This is a genomic window from Sulfuricella sp. T08 (assembly GCF_000971475.1).
Classification (GTDB): domain Bacteria; phylum Pseudomonadota; class Gammaproteobacteria; order Burkholderiales; family Sulfuricellaceae; genus Sulfuricella.
Genome location: NZ_DF967528.1, coordinates 168,737 through 187,970 on the forward strand (window position 1 = coordinate 168,737; position 19,234 = coordinate 187,970).

The window sequence follows — 19,234 nt, forward strand, 5'->3', positions numbered from 1 at the left end:
TTGCATCGACCGGTTGAATCCAAGGCTGACAACCGGCCAGTCGGCAGCCTGATTTCGTGGCGCCTCGACTGTCGGCTGATGGCACACAGCGGCTATACGCATATTCTAACTGCTTGCCGAAAAGCGGTCGCTCGCGACTTGAGGTTTGAATGGTAACTGACCTTGAGAATTGCTGGTCAGTCCTGATGAGAACAGCGGGCAAAGGTCACGATATTTCGCAACAGAACCTGAATATCAGGGCGGCACTGAACAAGTATGGTTTTGTCGTTCCCGCGAAAGCGGGAACCCACTCAATTCAATAAACTGGATTCCCGCTTTCGCGGGAACGACGACTTATTCAGTGTTCCCTTAGATTCAGACGCTGCCAGGGTGAAAAAACAGGTTGGGACCGCCGCGCGCCTTGCCCGCCTCGTCCATCAGCACATCCAGGGCAAGGGTGGCCAAGTCGTCAGCCACTGCTTCCACCTGGCTGTCCTTTTCCATGTACATCAACTTCAGGTACGAGTTGCAGTCATCGCAGCTTTCCGCCTTGACTGCGCCGTTCGAGCCCTCTAGCTGGTAGTAGTTGATGCCGTGGGTGGACTCGCAACTGCTGCACTTGATGCGCACCATGTGCCACTCCGTGGCGCACAGGGAGCAGGAAAGATAGCGCAACCCCTGCTCCGTCCCGCCTACGCGCACGATGCCGGCGACCGGGTGCGAACCGCATACCGGGCACAGCCCGCCCTGCTCCAGACGGCCGAAGGCATGCTCCCCCAAGGCTGCCGCCATGTGGATCCAATAAACCTGCAAGGCGGCAGCGACGAACGGCATGTCCTGCGCCCCGACCCCGGCCAGATCGCCCGCCAGAAGCTTGCTCGCGATCTCCTCCAGTTCGGCATCTCCCGCCTGCATCAGGCGGGAGACGGCCTCGCTTGCGGGGCCTGGAAGGGATGCCGTGGCCATGTGCCGCAGCATCTCTTTCAATCCTGCCCGCCAGGCTGCATCCCTGGGCCAGGCCTGGGCACCGAGCACCGGCATACCGTGTTCGCGACATAGCGCCTGCTGTTCAGCACCGGGCAGCGGCACCGTTGGAAAATGGGCCAGCGCCTCCTGCTGCGCCTGCGCCAGGGTCGCTAAAAAAGCCAGGTAGCCGCCAAAGGGATGCCCCTGGGAAAGCTGCCGGAACCGCTCCGCCCGTTGCTTGAAAACATCCGGCCCGGCCAGGCGGAGAAAGGGAATCTGCCCGGCCGGGGCTTCGATCTGACCTGGTTCGATAATGCGTGCTTCGGTATTCATTTTCCTCCACCGGTAATCTGCCGGAACCACGCCGGATGGTGCTGCTTCGCCCAGGCGCGGCTGACCGTGCCATACCACATGGCGCGGATGGTACCCTTGGTCCAGATCGCGGCGTAAACGTGGACGATGATCAGGGCGATCATGCCCGCCGCCGCTGTCGCATGCACGACCGAGGAAAGGCGGATCAGGCCGATCGGGAACAGGGCCGAGAAATAGGCGCGCCAGATGACGATACCGGACACAGTAAGCAGCGCCATGCAGCCCGCCAGCAGCCAGAACAGCAGTTTTTGGCCACCGTTGTACTTACCCGCTTCCGGCATGTTGTGGTCATCGCCATCCACCATTTCGCGGATACGGCTCAGCCATTCCTTGTCGGTCGGCGTCATGATGTTCAGCTTCCAGAAGCGGAAGAACATGGCAACAAAAGACAGCGCCATCACCACCCCGATGAAAGGATGGAGAATGCGCGCCCAGACGCCGCCGCCGAACAGCTGATTCAGGGGGTAGAACGCCGGATGGAAGAAAGCCAGACCGGACAGCGCCAGAAGGATGAAGCTCATCCCGACCGCCCAGTGATTGGCGCGCTCAGGAGCCGTATAACGGGCTAGGTCCTTGGGATCGCGTTTCATTCTTCGAACTCCTTCTCGATGTCTTTCGAGACCTCATTGGGGCCCTTCATGACGTAGTGGAACAGGCTACCGAGGGCGACCAGGCCGATGGCGAAGGAGGCCAGCGGCTTGGTGACGCCCTTCCACAGGCCGACCATCGGACTGATAGAGGGATCCCTGGGCAGGCCACTGTACAGCTCCGGCTTGTCGGCATGCTGCAGCACGTACATCACGTGCGTGCCACCCACACCCTGCGGGTCGTACAGCCCGGCATTCGCGTAGCCGCGGCTCTTGAGGTCGGTGACGCGACCCTCGGCATGCTGGATCATGTCCTCCTTGGCACCGAACACGATGGCACCGGTGGGGCAGGTCTTGACGCAGGCCGGTTCCAGCCCCACTCCTACACGGTCTGAACACAGGGTGCACTTGTACGCCTTGCTGTCGTGCGCCGAGATGCGCGGCACGTTGAACGGGCAGCCGGTGATGCAATAGCCGCAGCCGATGCAATTCTCCTCGTGGAAATCAACGATGCCGTTGCTGTACTGGATGATCGCGCCGGGCGCCGGACAAGCCTTGAGGCAACCCGGGTCGGCACAGTGCATGCAGCCGTCCTTGCGAATCAGCCATTCCAGCTTACCGGCTTCCACTTCCACTTCCGAAAAGCGCATCAGCGTCCAGGACTTGGCGGAAAGATCGGCTGGGTTGTCGTACACGCCGACATTGGTGCCGACCTCGTCGCGCAAATCGTTCCACTCCATGCAGGCTACCTGGCATGCCTTGCAGCCGATGCATTTGGAGATGTCGATGAGTTTCGCCACCTGCATCGTTTCCCGCACGGAGGGAGAAGGTGTCGTAGTGGCGGAACGGGCTTTGATGTCTAATGATTGCAGTGCCATATCGCCCCCTATACCTTCTCAACGTCCACGAGGAACGATTTGAATTCAGGCGTCTGAGTGTTAGCGTCGCCCACGAAAGGGGTCAAGGTGTTGGTGATGTACCCGTTCTTGGCCAACCCCATAAAGCCCCAATGGATCGGAATACCCACGGTATGCACCTTCTTGCCTGACACGGTGAGCGTCTTCAGGCGCTTGGTGACGACGGCCACGGCAATGATGAATCCGCGCTTGGATTTCACCCGTACGTGGTTACCGGCCTTGATGCCTTTCTCCTTGGCCAGATCTTCGCCGATTTCCACGAACTGTTCCGGCTGCATGATGGCATTCAGCTTCACATGCTTGGTCCAGAAGTGGAAGTGCTCGGTGAGCCGATAGGTGGTCGCCACATACGGGAACTTGTCCGGCTTGCCGAACGTATCCCAATCGCCTTTGAACACCCGCGCCGCCGGATTGGCCCGCGCCTTGGGATTGTCCGGATGCAGCGGATTGCTGGCCAGCGGCGATTCCATCGGTTCATAGTGTTCCGGGAAAGGGCCTTCCGCCATCTTGTCGATGGCGAAGAAGCGCGCCACGCCTTCCGGGTTCATGATGAACGGATTGATGCCTTCTTCAGGTGCGGAATCGGCCTTGATATCCGGAATGTCCGAGCCGGTCCACTTGCCTGCTACAGCGTCCCAACCGATCAGTTTGCGTTTCGCATCGTAGGGTTTGCCGGTGAGATCGCAGGATGCACGGTTATACAGAATGCGCCGGTTCGCCGGCCAGGCAAATGCCCAGTTGAGCGTTTGCCCGATGCCGAACGGATCGGAGTTGTCCCGCCGCGCCATCAGGTTGCCCTTCTCCGACCAACTGCCCGCGAAGATCCAGCAACCGCACGAGGTGGAACCGTCATCGCGCAATTCCGCGAAACCGTTCAGCTGCTCGCCGGCTTTTACCAGCACTTTGGTCGGGTCCTTGGGGTCGGTCACTTCCTTCAAGGCCTTGCCGGAAAACTCCTTCGCCAGTTCCTCAGGGGCAGGAGAATGCGGCTGGCGATGCTTCCAGGTCAGGTTCAGGATAGGATCGGGGAAAGCCCCGCCTTCTTTTTTGTACATCTCCTTCAGCTTGAGGAAAATGCCCGCCATGATTTCAGGATCGGCTTTCGCCTCGCCCGGCGCTTCGGTGGCCTTCCAGTGCCATTGCAGCACGCGGCTGGAACTGACCAGAGAGCCGTCTTCTTCCGCGAAGCAGGTGGAAGGCAGGCGGAACACTTCGGTTTGAATCTTGGTCGGATCCACGTCGTTGTACTCGCCGTGGTTCTGCCAGAACTCTGAGGTTTCGGTCGCTAGCGGATCGATCACGACGAGGTACTTGAGTTTCGCCAGAGAGCCGGAGATCTTCACCTTGCACGGCGCCGAAGCGAGCGGGTTGAAGCCCTGGCAGAAGTAGCCGTTGACCTGGCCCTGGCTCATGTTCTCGAACACCTGCAGGATGTCGTAGTCCTTGTCGAGTTTGGGCAGCCAATCGTAGCACCAGTTGTTGTCATTGGTCGCGGCGTCGCCGAACCAGGCTTTCATATTGCTGACGAAGAATTTGTTGTAGTTCTGCCAGTAACTCATCTGGCCTGGCCGCAGCGGTTTGAAAGCGCGCTTCTCGATATAGCCCGTGTAATCCTGCTCGGCCTCGCGGGGCAGCGTCATGTAACCCGGCAACAGATTGGACAGCAGGCCCAAATCGGTCAGCCCCTGGATGTTGGAGTGGCCTCTGAGGGCATTCATGCCGCCACCCGCCACGCCGATGTTGCCCAGCAACAACTGCACCATGGCGCCGGTGCGGATCATCTGTGATCCCTGCGAGTGCTGCGTCCAGCCCAGGGCGTACATGATGGTCATGGTTTTGTCGGGCTTGGAGGTCTCCGCAATCATCTCGCAGACTTTGAGAAAGGCATCCTTGGGCGTGCCGCAGATGTTGGACACCATTTCCGGCGTGTAGCGGGAGTAGTGCGCCTTCATCAACTGGTACACGCAGCGCGGATCCTGCAGCGTCGGGTCGGTGACCACGAAGCCATCCTTGCCGATCTGGTAGCCCCAGGTGGATTTGTCGTACTTGCGCTTCTCCGGGTCATAGCCGGAGTAAATGCCGTTCTCGAATTTGAACTCGTCCTTCACCAGGAAACTGAAGTCGGTGTAATTCTTCACATACTCATGGTGAACCTTGTCGTTGCTGAGCAGGTAATTGATCAGACCACCCAGAAAGGCGATGTCGGATCCGGCACGTATCGGTGCGTAAAAATCCGATACCGCGGCGGAGCGCGTGTAGCGGGGATCCACTACAATGAGCCTGGCTTTGCGGTTGGCCTTGGCCTCGGTCACCCATTTGAAACCGCAGGGGTGGGCCTCGGCGGCATTGCCGCCCATGATGAGAATAAGATCGGCATTCTTGATGTCGACCCAATGATTGGTCATGGCGCCGCGGCCGAACGTAGGGGCAAGACTTGCCACCGTAGGTCCGTGTCAGACGCGTGCTTGATTATCGAATGCGAGCATCCCCAGACTGCGCACCACTTTGTGGGTGAGATAGCCTGATTCGTTACTGGAAGCGGAAGCGGCCAGGAAACCCGTGGTCACCCAGCGGTTCACGGTGGCGCCGTCCTTGTTCTTGGCGATGAAATTCTTGTCCCGGTCTTCCTTCATCAACTTGCCGATGCGGGTGTAGGCCTCGTCCCAGGAAATGCGTGTCCATTCCTTGCTGCCAGGGGCACGGTACTCAGGATACTTGAGGCGGTTAGGGCTGCGCACGAAATCCAGCAGGCCGGCGCCTTTGGGGCAGAGCGTGCCGCGATTTACCGGGTGATCCGGGTCACCTTCGATATGGACAACTTTTGCATGGACGTTCTTGGCTTTATCGCCCAGGCTGTAGATCAGGATGCCGCAGCCCACCGAGCAGTACGGGCAGGTGTTGCGGGTTTCGGTAGTGCGCGCCAGCTTGAAACTACGCACCTCCGCCAGCGCATCGCCGGGCGCGAATCCCAGCATCGCCAGGCTGGAACTACCCAACCCGCCGGCGCAAACTTTGAAGAACTGCCTCCGTGTGACTTGCATTTCCACACCTCCTTTATTATACGATCGAATAGTTGTCGTTGATTTTTTATGGCCCTATAAAATTAATTGATAAACCAGCTATTGTCAACCTCGATATGCGCACGAATGCCTGCTCGATAGCAATACGCGCACAGGGATGCTCGATAATAAATGAAGAACTTTATGAAGTTGGGCGAACACGCGCCCAGGATGGAAAAACGACGGGGATTTAGCCGATGATGCTCACAAATCAATCTCCTCCGCCCAGACCAGTGCCTTGACCTGGGCAGTATTGACCTCATTGGCATCCAGCCCGCAAGCGGCGGCATGCTCGATGATCGCCTCCTGATCGGCCTCCTCGCACGCCACGGAAAGTGCCAGGAAAGGGGCGTAGACGCCTTCGCGACGGGCCAGCGCCGCCATAACCGGTTCAGGCAGTTTCAGCTGCTCCAGCGCCTGCTCCATCGGCACGTTCAGCAACACGTCCAGCAAGGAAAATATCCCGACGATAAACAAGCCTTCGCGCTCGGTCGGCAACAGCTTGCTTTGGCCCAACAGCTCCGTCATGCGCGCACGCACCAGCGCATTCTGCAGCAGCGCCTTGCTGCGCGGATCAGCCTTGCCGCTGGTAAACAGCAGCAACGTCAGCCAGCGATACAGTTGTTTGTAGCCGAGAATCACCAACGCATGGGCTATGGAGCGGATTGGCTGCTGAAAGCCATTGATCGGCGCATTGATGTAGCGCAGCAGTTTGTAGGAAAGCATCGCATCGTGCTTGAACCCTTCCTCCAACTGCGAGATTTCTTCCTGGCTCTTCACCATGTTGAGCAGTTCCAGGACCCTGATGCGGTCGCTATCGACACGGGGCGGCATGGAGGGGCGCAAACGGGTGAAATAATTACCCTCAAAGCAATGGAATTGCATCTTGTAACAGGCTTCGAAATCGTCATCCGTCTCCACGTTTTTTGCAAGCAGTTGCGGCGAAGACTTATCCAGGAAGCGATCAGCCAGCTTGCCGAGCTCAATGGCGTTGAAGCGTGTAACGTCCACTCTGACGAAGCTCGCCAGCGTGAGAAACTGCCCCAGACCCCGTTTCGCCTCAAAATCATCCAGCGCAATCTGGTAACCCATGCCCCTTAATTCGCGGCAGCGCAACAGGTTGTCCTCCAACTTGTCCTGGTCCGGGCACACGAGCAGCACTACACCCTTGCTAGGCAATTTCTGCAGCAGAGAACTTTCCAGCATGACAGGAGAAACTCCGACAAACGCCAGTTTGTCTTCGAGCAAACGGTTGACATCAAGATCAACCAGGCAGCGGATCAAGGCTTCGTCCTGCATCCGCCGCACAGCTGCGTCTGGCTCTTTGACCGTGGGCAGCACCTTGCTGCGCAGCAGTAACTCGTAGCCGACGATCTGCTGAGAGCGATCCAGAACCGGCTGGCGGCCGATGATTTTCAGCCGCAGCTTTTCCGCATTGGTACGCTGGCCATTCGTTTCGATTTCAGGAATGCTGGCTACCACGTTATCCGCAGCAATACGGCCGGTATCGATCGATACTTCATCCGCTACGGAAGGAAGGGAATCGAGCAAAGGGATAGATCCGCCCAGTGAAGAAGAAGACGTAGCAGCAGGCTTGGAAGCAGAGGATACGACATTGGGTTTGTCATCGCCGGATTTGCCGCGCCTGATAAATTTCAGATATTTCCCTAGCACTTGACGGACTCCATGAAAGCTTGGCCGATTCTAGCACGCAACCATCCGCATATAAATGTCATAAACGCTGCGTTCAGGAACTTTTATTGCGGAAAGTGAGTCTTTTGATCTATGCTTCATATATAAACGCACAAGAAAATCAATATCCAAAAAATCATGGGGCACTGCTTACGAAATTTCATCCTCGGTTTTCTGCTGCTTTGGCTCCCACTGCAGGGGTTTGCCGCGGCCGGGATGTCGTTCTGCCGACACGATCACACTCCGCCGCCAGCAATGCAGGCCGGGATGCAAGATCATCATGCTGGCCATGATTGCGCCCATGACGCCCCTGCCACACCCCAAACGCAGTGCGACGATTGCGGCTATTGCCACCTGGCTGGCGCTCCCGCTCTACTGCCTACGCTTACCGGCTTGCCCGATAACGCCAGCTTCTCCTTCAAATTTGCTTTTGACACACACTTCCCGCTAGTCTTTCCCGAACAACCTCAGCGACCCCCTCACGCGCTTTTTTCCTGAGTTCTACCAAATTTTGACTTGCAATGTGGGTCTATGGGCTTTTTTCCCATAGCTCGCCGCATGCACGACTTTAATTTCAGGAGCAAATCATGAAAAAAGCATTAATCACCCTCTTCGCTGCCGCCACAATGCTGACAGCCGTTTCCACCGCCCAGGCTGCAGATGCGGCTAGCGGCAAAGGCACTGTCAACAAAATCGACACTGCAACGGCTACCGTGAACATCTCTCACGAGGCCATCCCTTCTATCAAATGGCCTGCCATGACGATGGATTTCAAAGTGGCTGACAAGAAAGTTCTGTCCGGCATCAAAGCCGGCCAAGCAGTGACATTCGGCCTCACCAAGGAAGCGAAAACCGGTTACGTGATTTCGCACATCGAAGCAGCGAAATAAGCTGGCTGACGGGAAGCCGCAAGGCTTCCCGTTACCGATATAGATTTTCTCTTCCTAAGGACAGAGGCAAATGAAACCTCATCGCTATCCAATCATGCCTGGAAAGCTGCATGCGCTCGCGCTCGTTTTGGCTCTGGCTAGCGCGTCGGCGCTGGCCGAACCCACTGCATCGCTGCCCGGCGCCAACGTCGAAAGCCTGCTCGAACTGGCGCGCAGCCAAAACCCAGAATTCGCTGCCATGCGCCATGAAGCGGAAGCAGCAGCGGAGCGGGTTTATCCCGCCGGCGCCCTGCCCGATCCTACCCTGCGCACCGAGCTGCGCGACATCACCAACCAGGGCATGGATGCCAGCCCCAACCTGCTGCCTGGCCGGATCGGCAGCGCCAAATACACCCTGATCCAGCCGGTGCCTTTCTGGGGAAAACGCGATCTGAAACAGGATGTGGCCGAAGCTCAGGCCAATCAGGCCAGAGGTAACGCATCAGCCAGTTGGTCCGACCTGGCGGCACGTATCAAAGTGGCCTACGCCCAGTATTATGTGCAGATCCACGCCGAAGCCCTGACCAGGGAAATCCTCGATCTGGTCGGCAGCCTGGAGAAAATCACCCAGACACGTTATGCCAACGGCCTTGCGCCACAGCAAGACGTGATCCGCATCCAGATTGAGCGCACCAGCATGCGTAACGAACTGGTGGCGATCGGCAACGAGCGCCACCATGCCCAGGTCAAGCTCAACACTTTGCTGAATCGTCCAACAATGGCGTCTCTGGCCGACCCCGAACGCTTGCGTCCGATTCCGTCACCAGCCAGACTCGAACATGGTGCGCTGGAAGAGCGCCTGCGCAACCGCAACCCCCAGCTGTTCGTCGAGGAAGCGCGCGTTACCGCCGCCGCCAAAAACCGCGAACTGGTTTACCGCAACCGCTATCCTGATTTCAACCTGGGTCTGTCACCGATCCAGACCGGCAGCCGGATCAACGAATGGGAGCTGATGATCGAACTCAACATTCCGCTGCAGCAGGAAAGCCGCCGCTCCCAGGAGCGCGAGGCGCAGGCCATGCTGGCAACAGCCGAATCGCGCCGGGAGTCCACCCAGAATCAGCTGCTCGCCGATCTTGCTGAAAACATCGCCTCCCTCGATACGGCCCGCTATACCGAGAACCTGACCCGCACCAGCTTCCTGCCCCAGGCCGAACTGAGCTTCAAGGCGGCCATGGCGGGCTATGAAACCGGCAAGGTGGATTTCGCCACCCTGCTCGACGCCCAGCGCCAGATCCGCAAAGCCAAACTGGATACCCTCAAGGCGCAGGGTGAAATGCAGGTCCGGCTGGCCGAAATCGAACGACTGTTGGGAGAAGATCTATGAACAAGACCGCAGCTATTGCAATGAGTGCGGCCATCGCCGTCGCACTGGGTGCCGGCTACTGGCTGGGAAACAAGGGCGTGTTCAGACCCGGCGCCGCGCCGTCAGCGCCAGTAGTCAGCAGCGCACCGGCCAAGAAACAGCCCAAGCTCCTGTTCTACCGCAACCCAATGGGCCTGCCCGACACTTCGCCAGTGCCGAAAAAGGACGAAATGGGGATGGACTACATCCCGGTCTACGAGGGTGAAGAGGATGGCAGCCCCGAGGCGGCGAAGCAAGTCAGGATCAGCCCCGAGAAAATCCAGAAGCTGGGCGTGCGCAGCGAGGCCGCCAGCCTGCGCGATCTGGCACGCAGTATTCGTGTTGTCGGCCGGATCGAAGCTGATGAACGCCTGACCTACACCGTAGCCCCCAAATTCGAGGGCTGGATCGAAAAGCTGCACGTCAACACCACCGGCCAGACGGTGGGGAAAGGCCAGCCCCTGCTCGAAGTGTACAGCCCGGAACTGGTATCGGCGCAGAAGGAATACGCCATTGCCCAACAAGGCCAGCGTGACCTGAAGAACGCGAGTTCGGAAGCACAGGCGGGGATGAAACAACTGGCCGAATCCAGTCTGACCCGCCTGAAAAACTGGGATATCTCCGACGAGCAGATCCAGGCCTTAAGCAAAAGCGGCGACAGCAAACGCACCCTCACCTACCGCTCGCCGGCCAACGGCATCGTAATGGAGAAGAAAGCGGTGCAGGGCATGCGCTTCACGCCCGGCGAAGTGCTGTACCAGATCGCCGACCTGTCTTCGGTGTGGATCATCGCCGACGTGTTCGAGCAGGATCTGGCTCTGGTCAAGCCGGGGCAGAATGCCAGGGTCAAGGTCAACGCCTACCCCGGCAAGGAATTTTCCGCCAGGGTAGTCTATGTCTATCCCACCCTCAACGCACAGACCCGCAGCGTGCCGGTTCGGCTCGAACTCGCCAATCCGGGCGGCCTGCTCAAGCCGGCAATGTACGCCGATGTCGAACTGGCTGCGCCGAGCAAGGGAAAAGTACTGACCGTTCCGGCTTCGGCGGTGCTCTATGGCGGCTCCCGTCAGACCGTGCTGGTGGAACTGGCCGAAGGCCGCTTCGAGCCGCGCGAAGTGAAGCTCGGTGTGCAGGGGAACGACTATGTCGAGGTACTAGAAGGGGTGGGCGAAGGCGAAAAGGTCGTGGTCACGGCCAATTTCCTGATCGACTCGGAAAGCAATCTCAAGGCAGCTTTCAGCGGCATGAGCAGCAGCCAGTCCAAACCCGCGGCGACACCAGCCACCGCTCACGAGGGGCACTGACATGCTGAATCGCCTTATCGAGTGGTCGGCGCGCAACGTCTTCCTGGTGCTGCTGGCCACCCTCGCCATTATCGGTGGCGGCATCTATGCCGTGCTGAAGACGCCGCTCGATGCCCTGCCCGACCTCTCCGACGCCCAGGTCATCATCTACACGGAGTATTCCGGCCAGGCCCCGCAGGTAGTGGAAGACCAGGTCACCTATCCGCTCACCACGGCCATGCTGTCGGTACCGAAATCGAAAGTCGTGCGTGGTTTTTCCTTCTTCGGCGCGTCATTCGTCTACGTGATTTTCGAGGACGGCACCGATATCTACTGGGCGCGTTCGCGCGTGCTGGAATATCTCACCTCCCTTACCGGCCGCCTGCCGCAAGGCGTTTCGCCCCAGCTCGGGCCGGATGCCACCGGCGTGGGCTGGGTCTACCAGTACGCGGTACTAGCCAAGAACAAGACCCTGGCCGAACTGCGTACCATCCAGGACTGGTATCTGCGCTACCAGCTCACCAAAGCACCGGGCGTGGCGGAAGTCGCCAGCATCGGCGGCTTCGTCAAGCAATACCAGGTAGTCGTCAACCCGCGCCAGTTACAGGCTTACGGCATACCGCTATCCAAAGTTTCCCAGGTGATCCGCGATTCCAACCGCGATGTCGGCGGGCGCGTAATCGAAATGGCCGAAACCGAGTACATGGTACGCGGCAAAGGCTATCTACGCGGCAAGAGCGACCTGGAGCAGCTCGTGGTCAAGAGCGAAAAGGGCGTGCCGGTGCTGCTGCGCGACATCGCACGGGTGGAACTCGGCCCGGACGAGCGGCGTGGCCTGACCGAACTCAACGGCGAAGGCGAGGTGGTATCCGGCATCGTCATGGCACGCTACGGCCAGAATGCACTGGAGGTCATCTCCAACATCAAGGAGAAAATCAAGGAGGTGGCCAGCGGCCTGCCCGAAGGTGTCAGTATAACAACGGTGTATGACCGTTCCGACCTGATCCTGCGCGCCATCTCCAACCTCAAGACTACGCTGCTGGAAGAAAGTGCCATCGTCGCTCTGGTCTGCATCGTATTCCTGCTCCATGTGCGCAGCGCTTTGGTCGCCATCATCATGCTGCCGGTAGGGGTGCTGATCGCCTTCATCGCCATGCGCCTGCTCGGCATGAATTCCAACATCATGAGCCTGGGCGGCATCGCAATCGCTATTGGTGCGATGGTGGACGCGGCCATCGTCATGATCGAAAACGCCCACAAGCACATCGAACGGCTCAAGCCCGGCGAATCGCGTGCCCAGGCCATGATAGACGCCTGCAAGGAAGTCGGCCCGGCGCTATTCTTCTCGCTGCTGATTATCACCGTATCGTTCCTGCCGGTATTCACACTGGAAGCGCAGGAAGGACGGCTGTTCTCGCCGCTAGCCTTTACCAAGACTTTCTCCATGGCCGGTGCAGCGCTGCTCTCTGTAACTCTGGTGCCGGTGCTGATGATGCTGTTCATCCGCGGCCATATCATTCCCGAGGCGAAAAATCCGGTGAACCGCTTCCTGATCTGGGTGTACCGGCCGGTGATCGCCTGGGTGATGCAGTGGAAGAAACTGACTATCGTTCTGGCTCTGGGAGCCTTGGTTTTGAGCTTATATCCAGCTTCCAAGCTAGGCAGCGAATTCATGCCCACCCTCAACGAGGGCACGTTGTTCTACATGCCGACAGGGCTGCCCGGCATGTCGGTGACCAAGGCGGCGGAGCTACTGCAAACCCAGAACAAGATCATCAAGGGTTTCCCCGAAGTGGCCTCGGTCTACGGCAAGGCCGGACGCGCGCAAACCGCCACCGACCCGGCACCACTGGAGATGTTCGAAACCATCATCAACCTCAAGCCGGAAGCCGAATGGCGGCCAGGCATGAAGATCGACAAGCTGATAGCCGAACTGGACAAGGCATTACAAATCCCCGGCGTCGCCAATTCCTGGACCATGCCGATCAAGGCGCGCATCGACATGCTCTCCACCGGCATCCGCACCCCTATCGGCATCAAGGTGTTCGGCAAGGACCTGGCGGGCATGGAAAAGCTGGCCAAGGAAATCGAAGCGGTGGTGAAACAGGTTCCCGGCACCACCAGCGCCTACGCCGAGCGCCTCACCGGCGGCCTGTACTTGAACATCGAGCCGCAGCGCGATCAGCTGGCCCGTTACGGCATTGCCGTGGGCGAACTACAGGACGTGATCGCCACCGCCCTCGGCGGGGAAATGGTCACCACCACAGTGGAAGGCCGCGAGCGTTTCGGCGTCAGCGTGCGCTACCCGCGCGAACTGCGCAGCGACCCGCAGACAATCGCCACACAGGTGCTGGTGCCGGTCGGCGGCGAGATTAGCGGTCCGGTCGCGATGGTGCCGCTGGGGCAGCTTGCCCGGATCGAGATCGCCAGAGGCGCGCCGGCGATCCGCACCGAGAACGCCCTGCTGTCGGCCTACATCTACGTCGACATCCGCGACCGCGACATCGGCAGCTATGTGCGCGATGCGCAGCAGGCGGTACGCGACAAGGTCAAGTTCCCGCCCGGCTACTATGCCACCTGGAGCGGCCAGTTCGAGTACATGGAGCGCGCCACCGAGAAGATGAAGGTTGTCATCCCGGTCACGCTGGCAATTATCTTCATGTTGCTCTACCTAAACTTCCGCCGCCTCACCGAAACCCTGATCGTGATGCTGTCGGTGCCTTTCGCTCTGGTCGGCGGAGTTTGGCTGATGTGGGCGTTGAGCTACAATCTCTCGGTTGCCGTGGCAGTGGGATTCATCGCCCTGGCCGGCGTCGCCGCCGAAACCGGAGTGGTGATGCTGATCTACCTCGACCACGCGCTGAATGAAATCAAGGCCAGGCGCGAGGCGGAGGGTAAGCCCCTGGTCCAGGCCGACCTCTACGTCGCAGTAATGGAAGGCGCGGTGGAGAGAGTACGGCCGAAGATGATGACGGTGGTGGCGATCATGGCCGGCCTCCTGCCGATCATGTGGAGCAGCGGCACCGGCTCCGAAGTAATGAGCCGCATCGCCGCACCGATGGTGGGCGGCATGATTTCGTCGACAATTTTGACGCTGGTTGTGATCCCGGCGCTTTATGCGCTGGTCAAGGAATGGACACTTTTCAAACGGAGCTAGCATGAACAAGAAACTGATCATCACCCTGAGTGTTGCGCTGCTGGCGGGCTGTGGTGACGGCGCCAAACCGCCGGAAGTTCAGGGCAAGGGCCTGCGCCAGTACGACAAGAATGTGCTGGCGCGCGGAGAGCGGGTATTCCAGACGAACTGCGCGGTATGCCACGGCAATGGTGGCGAGGGCAAACCCAACTGGCAACAGCCAGGCCCGGACGGCAAGCTTCTGCCCCCACCACTGGACGGTAACGGTCGGGTCTGGCGCCTTTCCAGCAGCCAGATGAAACAGTTCGTCCACCAGGGCAGCCCGGATGGACGTGCCAACATGCCGGCCTGGCAAGGCAAGCTATCTGACCAGGAAATCGACGATGCGGTCACCTGGATCACCTCCTTGTGGTCAGATCAGGTTTATCTGGACTGGAAATCAAAAACCGAGCAATCTACTCAATAATTTTGTAAAATTAGCTTTTTCTAATTTACCAGGAGATCTTTCATGTACGGATTCAGCACAGAAGTAAAAGGCTCTTTCGACGCAGTCGTGGCAAAGACCATCGACGCCCTGAAAGTGGAAGGCTTCGGCGTCCTCACCGACATCGACGTGAAAGCCACCATGAAGGCCAAGCTCAACATCGATGGCCGCCCCTACCGCATCCTTGGCGCCTGCAATCCGCCACTGGCACACCGCGCCATCGAAGCCGATCCTGATATCGGCCTGCTGCTGCCCTGCAATGTGGTGGTGCGCGAAGAAGCTGATGGCAAGATCATGGTCGCCTTCATGGATCCATCCGCGGTGCTGAAACTGGTAGACAAGCCCGGCATCGAGGAACTGGCGGCGGAAGTGAAAGGCCGGCTCGAGCGGGTGCGCGACAGCCTCAAGGCGTGATCCCCTGGATCGATAACGACACGCCCTTTCCGCCGCTTTCTTCCGCCCTCCGCGAGCCCAACGGCTTGCTGGCGGCGGGTGGCGACCTTTCCCCGCAACGGCTGATTGCCGCCTACTCGCGCGGCATTTTTCCCTGGTTCAACCCCGGCGAGCCGATACTGTGGTGGAGTCCGGATCCCCGCATGGTGCTGTTTCCCGGCGAACTAAAAGTATCACGCTCGCTGCGCAAGACCCTGAAGAATCAGACCTACGAAATCCGCACCGACACCGCCTTCCGGCAAGTCATGCAAGCCTGCGCTGCACCGCGCGACGGCCACAGCGGCACCTGGATATCTCCCGCCATGGTCGCCGCATACACCGAACTTCACCGGCAAGGCCTGGCACACTCGGTCGAAACCTGGATGGACGACAAGCTCGTCGGTGGGCTCTATGGCGTCAGCCTGGGCAGGATGTTCTACGGCGAATCCATGTTCAGCCTCGCCACCGACGCCTCCAAGATCGCCTTCGTCCATCTGGTCAGGCAACTCGAACTCTGGGGCTACGGCATGATCGACTGCCAGATGAAAACCGCGCATCTCGCCTCGCTCGGGGCGCGCGAAATTCCACGCGCCGAATTCAGCCAAAAGCTGACGGAACTGGTAAACTTTCCCGGGATAATTGGCCCCTGGCACCGACCATGAACTTGCTGAATGACTTTTCCACGCGCGAGCTGCAATTCTACCTGACCTCCGCCTACCCGTGCAGCTACCTGCCGGGACAGATGGCGCGCTCGCTGGTGGCCACACCCAACGAGCTGGTTGACAGCACGGTTTACAGCGAACTGATCCGCCTTGGCTTCCGCCGCAGCGGCGCTTACAACTATCGACCGCAATGCAGCCAGTGCCAGGCCTGCGTCCCGGTGCGGCTGGTGGTCGATGAATTCGAGCACAACCGCACTCAGCGGCGCGCCTGGAAAGCCCATTCAGCAATGACCGCAGCGGTGCGAGAACTGGTCTACGACCCAGAGCATCACGAACTCTATCGGCGCTACCAGACATCGCGGCACGCCGGCGGCGGCATGGATCAGGACGATCAGGAACAGTACCAGCGTTTTCTGCTGCAAAGCCACGCCACCACCTACCTGGTCGAGTTCCGCGAGGGCGACGTCCTGCGCATGGTCAGCCTGATCGACAGGGTGAATGACGGCCTGTCCTCGGTGTATACTTTTTACGACCCAGACCTGCCCCGCGCCAGCTTCGGCACCTACAATATCCTGTGGCAGGCCAACCTGTGCCGCGAACTGGAGCTACCCTATCTGTACCTCGGCTACTGGATCAAGCATAGCCGCAAGATGGCCTACAAGATCAACTACCAACCGCTACAAGGCTACATTCAGGATATCTGGCAAACCCTCCCTCCCATCATCCTGATCTAACTCGAATGCAGAAAAGCCTGTTTCAGATAGTGTATTCTATGAAATATGGATAATCAGGCCTCCGCCTGTACCCCAAAAAAAACCTTGGCAGTCACGTACTCATGGCCGGCTTTGATCAGCTGAACGTTCAGACTTAAGGACAAGATGACCTCTATCCTCATCGTCGAAGATGATCCCCTGCAGGCGGAAGCACTCAAGCTTCAGCTCGTCGACTGCGGCTATCAGTTTGCAGCACTGGTCCGCTCCGGGGAAGAAGCGGTCGAACAGGCACAGGCGCTGTGTCCCGACGTGGTGCTGATGGACATCATGCTAGCCGGAAAAATAGATGGGATCGATGCCGCCCAAAAAATCCGCGATTGCTGCGACATTCCGGTGCTTTACCTGACCGCCTATGCGGATGAAGCCTTTTTTCAGCGCGCCCAGGTAACCGAGCCCTACGCCTATCTGCTCAAGCCCAGCACACCACGGGAAATCCAGCTCGCCATCGAAATCGCCCTGTACCGCCACCGCATGGAATCAATGGCGCACGCGACCCTGGAGCAGGCTGTAGCGGAGCGTACCCTTCAGCTAGAACAAGCCCGGCAACGCATCACCGGCATCCTGGAAAGCACCACTGACGCCTTCGTCGCCCTCGACACTGACTGGCGCTATACCTACGTCAATCAAAGGGCCGGCGCACTGTTCGGCCGCAAGCCGGAAGAGCTGGTTGGCAAGCACATTTGGACCGAGTTTCCGGAGGCTGTGGGCCAGCCTTTCTACCATGCCTATCACCAGGCCATGGCGGAACAGATGCCGATCGAGCTGGAAGAGTATTACCCCCCCTGGGAGCGCTGGTTCGAACATCGCGTCTTCCCCGCCCAAGAGGGTCTTTCCATCTTCTTCCACGACATCACCGAACGCAAGCAGGCCGAGCAACAGATTCAGCGTCAGATGACCATGCTCCAGGCACTCTATTTCGGTGCACACAAGCTGTCGGAAAGCGTGGATTATGCTGGCATTGCAAAAAGCGTGACTCGCTTGTGCGTCGAGGTTCTCGGCGTGCAGCTGGCCTGGCTGGGTCGTGCCGAGGCGGATGGCTGCGTCAGCCTGCTGGCCCAATACCCGGTAGAGAATGCCTACCCCCGTCGCATCACCGTGCGCTGGGATGAGTCGCCGCAGGGTCAAGGAGCCACCGGCCGCGCCATTCGCCAAGGCGCTCCGGTATTCAGCACCGACCTCTCCGCTGATATGAGTTTTTCTCCCTGGCACGACATGGCTCTGAAAGAAGGTTTCCGCAGCAGCGCCGCATTTCCGCTTATCAGCCGCGGCCAAGCTTTCGGCTCCCTGAATCTATACAGCCCTACCCCGAACTACTTTACTTCCGGACGCATCGAACTGTTCCAGGCCCTTGCCGACCAAGCCGCCGCTGCGCTGGTCAACATCACGCTGTATGACGAAGTACGCGCCTATGTCACGCAACTGGAACAACGGGTAGCCGAGCGCACCGCCGATCTCGCTGCCACCAACCAGGAACTGGAAGCTTTCAGCTATTCTGTCGCCCACGATCTGCGGGCGCCGCTACGAGCCATGCAGGGCTTCGCCCAGGCATTGGAAGAAGATTACGGCAATAGCCTGGATCCAAGAGGCCGGGAGTATATCGGGCGCATCGTCACCGCTGCCGAACGTATGGGTACCCTGATCCAGGATTTGCTGAGCTACAGTCAACTGACCCGCGCCGAAATTCAGCTCAGCCCGGTGAGTCTGGCTGCGGCGGTAAAAGTAGCGCTGGCCCAGCTCGACAGCGAGATCGGAAAAACAGGGGCACGCATCACGGCCATCCCTGCCCTGCCGGAAGTAATGGGGCATGCACCCACCTTGGCCCAGATCATCAGCAATCTGCTCAGCAACGCGATCAAGTTCGTCCCCTCCGGCATACAACCCCAGGTGAGGATACTGACCGAGGATCGTGGCGAACGGGTGTGCCTGTGGATAGAAGACAACGGCATCGGCATTTCTCCTGAGCATCAGTCACGCATCTTCCGGGTATTCGAGCGGCTGCATGGGATAGAAACCTATCCCGGCACCGGCATCGGCCTCGCCATCGTGCACAAGGGAGCAGAGCGCATGGGAGGAGAAGCCGGAGTGGAATCAGAAACTGGCAAAGGCAGCCGCTTTTGGGTAGAGTTGGACAAACCCCCAACAACGGAAAAGCCATGAGCACAAACAGCGCCCTGCAAACCATCCTGCTGGTGGAGGACGACGCCAACGACGTCATGCTGTTCCAGCGCGCCTACCGCAAGTGCAGGCTAGCCAACCCGCTGCAGGTGGTGGATGATGGCGAGGCAGCGCTGGACTATCTCGCCGGCAGAGGCAAGTACGCTGATCGGGCAAGCTATCCGCTGCCCGCATTGGTGCTGCTCGACTTCAAGCTGCCGCGCAAGTCGGGGCTGGAAGTGCTGGCCTGGATGCGGGAACGTACCGAGCTGAAGCGACTGCCGGTAGTGGCACTGACCTCCTCGCGGGAAAGATCCGATGTCAACCGTGCCTTCGACCTCGGCATCAACTCCTACCTGGTCAAGCCGGTGGCCTTCGACAACCTGCTGCAACTGGTCAAGGCGCTGGGCCTGTACTGGCTGGTGTTGAATGAAAACCCAGATCTCATGACTGAACATACCTGA

16 protein-coding genes are annotated in these 19,234 nt (G+C 59.1%); 10 read left to right on the forward strand and 6 right to left on the reverse strand.

Annotated elements, in window-relative coordinates; all coding sequences use genetic code 11:
* Nucleotides 1-354: 354 nt before the first annotated feature.
* The 6 genes from fdhE to SCT_RS17035 all read right to left on the reverse strand — a co-directional run bounded on the left by fdhE (nucleotide 355) and on the right by SCT_RS17035 (nucleotide 7,926).
* The gene (gene fdhE, locus SCT_RS05150; protein ID WP_059419913.1) at nucleotides 355-1,278 is read right to left on the reverse strand and encodes a formate dehydrogenase accessory protein FdhE; all 924 of its coding nucleotides are present in this window, start codon (nucleotides 1,276-1,278) and stop codon (nucleotides 355-357) included.
* On the reverse strand, nucleotides 1,275-1,907 hold the full coding sequence (locus SCT_RS05155; protein WP_059419915.1) for a formate dehydrogenase subunit gamma: 633 nt from the start codon (nucleotides 1,905-1,907) through the stop codon (nucleotides 1,275-1,277). The genes fdhE and SCT_RS05155 overlap by 4 nt, the downstream gene beginning before the upstream one ends.
* Nucleotides 1,904-2,782, reverse strand: coding sequence for a formate dehydrogenase subunit beta (gene fdxH / locus SCT_RS05160; protein ID WP_059419918.1), 879 nt, complete (start codon nucleotides 2,780-2,782; stop codon nucleotides 1,904-1,906). Before fdxH ends, SCT_RS05155 begins: the two co-directional genes overlap by 4 nt.
* A gap of 8 nt (nucleotides 2,783-2,790) precedes the next feature.
* On the reverse strand, nucleotides 2,791-5,862 hold the full coding sequence (gene fdnG / locus SCT_RS05165; RefSeq protein ID WP_144408226.1) for a formate dehydrogenase-N subunit alpha: 3,072 nt from the start codon (nucleotides 5,860-5,862) through the stop codon (nucleotides 2,791-2,793).
* 222 nt (nucleotides 5,863-6,084) lie between these two features.
* Complete coding sequence (locus SCT_RS05175; RefSeq protein ID WP_059419928.1) at nucleotides 6,085-7,554, reverse strand: EAL and HDOD domain-containing protein; 1,470 nt, start codon at nucleotides 7,552-7,554, stop codon at nucleotides 6,085-6,087.
* Between the two features lie 168 nt (nucleotides 7,555-7,722).
* The gene (locus tag SCT_RS17035) at nucleotides 7,723-7,926 is read right to left on the reverse strand and encodes a hypothetical protein (RefSeq protein ID WP_144408227.1); all 204 of its coding nucleotides are present in this window, start codon (nucleotides 7,924-7,926) and stop codon (nucleotides 7,723-7,725) included.
* Between the two features lie 233 nt (nucleotides 7,927-8,159).
* Here SCT_RS17035 and SCT_RS05180 point away from each other — a divergent pair, with 233 nt between their 5' ends.
* The 10 genes from SCT_RS05180 to SCT_RS05225 all read left to right on the forward strand — a co-directional run bounded on the left by SCT_RS05180 (nucleotide 8,160) and on the right by SCT_RS05225 (nucleotide 19,234).
* Nucleotides 8,160-8,462: a copper-binding protein gene (locus SCT_RS05180; RefSeq protein WP_059419931.1), complete on the forward strand. Its 303-nt coding sequence runs from the start codon at nucleotides 8,160-8,162 to the stop codon at nucleotides 8,460-8,462.
* 70 nt (nucleotides 8,463-8,532) lie between these two features.
* Entirely contained in the window at nucleotides 8,533-9,828 is a 1,296-nt protein-coding gene (locus SCT_RS05185; RefSeq protein ID WP_082098191.1) for a TolC family protein, read from the forward strand.
* The gene (locus SCT_RS05190) at nucleotides 9,825-11,150 is read left to right on the forward strand and encodes an efflux RND transporter periplasmic adaptor subunit (RefSeq protein ID WP_059419933.1); all 1,326 of its coding nucleotides are present in this window, start codon (nucleotides 9,825-9,827) and stop codon (nucleotides 11,148-11,150) included. Before SCT_RS05185 ends, SCT_RS05190 begins: the two co-directional genes overlap by 4 nt.
* 1 nt (nucleotide 11,151) lies before the next feature.
* Nucleotides 11,152-14,286 (forward strand): efflux RND transporter permease subunit, encoded by a 3,135-nt coding sequence (locus SCT_RS05195; RefSeq protein ID WP_059419935.1) that lies wholly within the window; start codon nucleotides 11,152-11,154, stop codon nucleotides 14,284-14,286.
* Nucleotide 14,287: 1 nt separating this feature from the next.
* Nucleotides 14,288-14,731 carry a cytochrome c gene (locus SCT_RS05200; protein WP_059419937.1) on the forward strand — a complete coding sequence of 148 codons (444 nt, stop codon included), beginning with the start codon at nucleotides 14,288-14,290 and terminating at the stop codon, nucleotides 14,729-14,731.
* Nucleotides 14,732-14,773: 42 nt separating this feature from the next.
* Nucleotides 14,774-15,163, forward strand: coding sequence for a DUF302 domain-containing protein (locus tag SCT_RS05205; protein WP_059419941.1), 390 nt, complete (start codon nucleotides 14,774-14,776; stop codon nucleotides 15,161-15,163).
* Nucleotides 15,160-15,843 (forward strand): leucyl/phenylalanyl-tRNA--protein transferase, encoded by a 684-nt coding sequence (gene aat, locus SCT_RS05210; RefSeq protein WP_059419945.1) that lies wholly within the window; start codon nucleotides 15,160-15,162, stop codon nucleotides 15,841-15,843. The genes SCT_RS05205 and aat overlap by 4 nt, the downstream gene beginning before the upstream one ends.
* Nucleotides 15,840-16,577 (forward strand): arginyltransferase, encoded by a 738-nt coding sequence (locus tag SCT_RS05215; protein ID WP_059419950.1) that lies wholly within the window; start codon nucleotides 15,840-15,842, stop codon nucleotides 16,575-16,577. The genes aat and SCT_RS05215 overlap by 4 nt, the downstream gene beginning before the upstream one ends.
* A 144-nt stretch (nucleotides 16,578-16,721) precedes the next feature.
* The gene (locus SCT_RS05220; protein WP_059419961.1) at nucleotides 16,722-18,773 is read left to right on the forward strand and encodes an ATP-binding protein; all 2,052 of its coding nucleotides are present in this window, start codon (nucleotides 16,722-16,724) and stop codon (nucleotides 18,771-18,773) included.
* Entirely contained in the window at nucleotides 18,770-19,234 is a 465-nt protein-coding gene (locus SCT_RS05225; RefSeq protein ID WP_059419962.1) for a response regulator, read from the forward strand. Before SCT_RS05220 ends, SCT_RS05225 begins: the two co-directional genes overlap by 4 nt.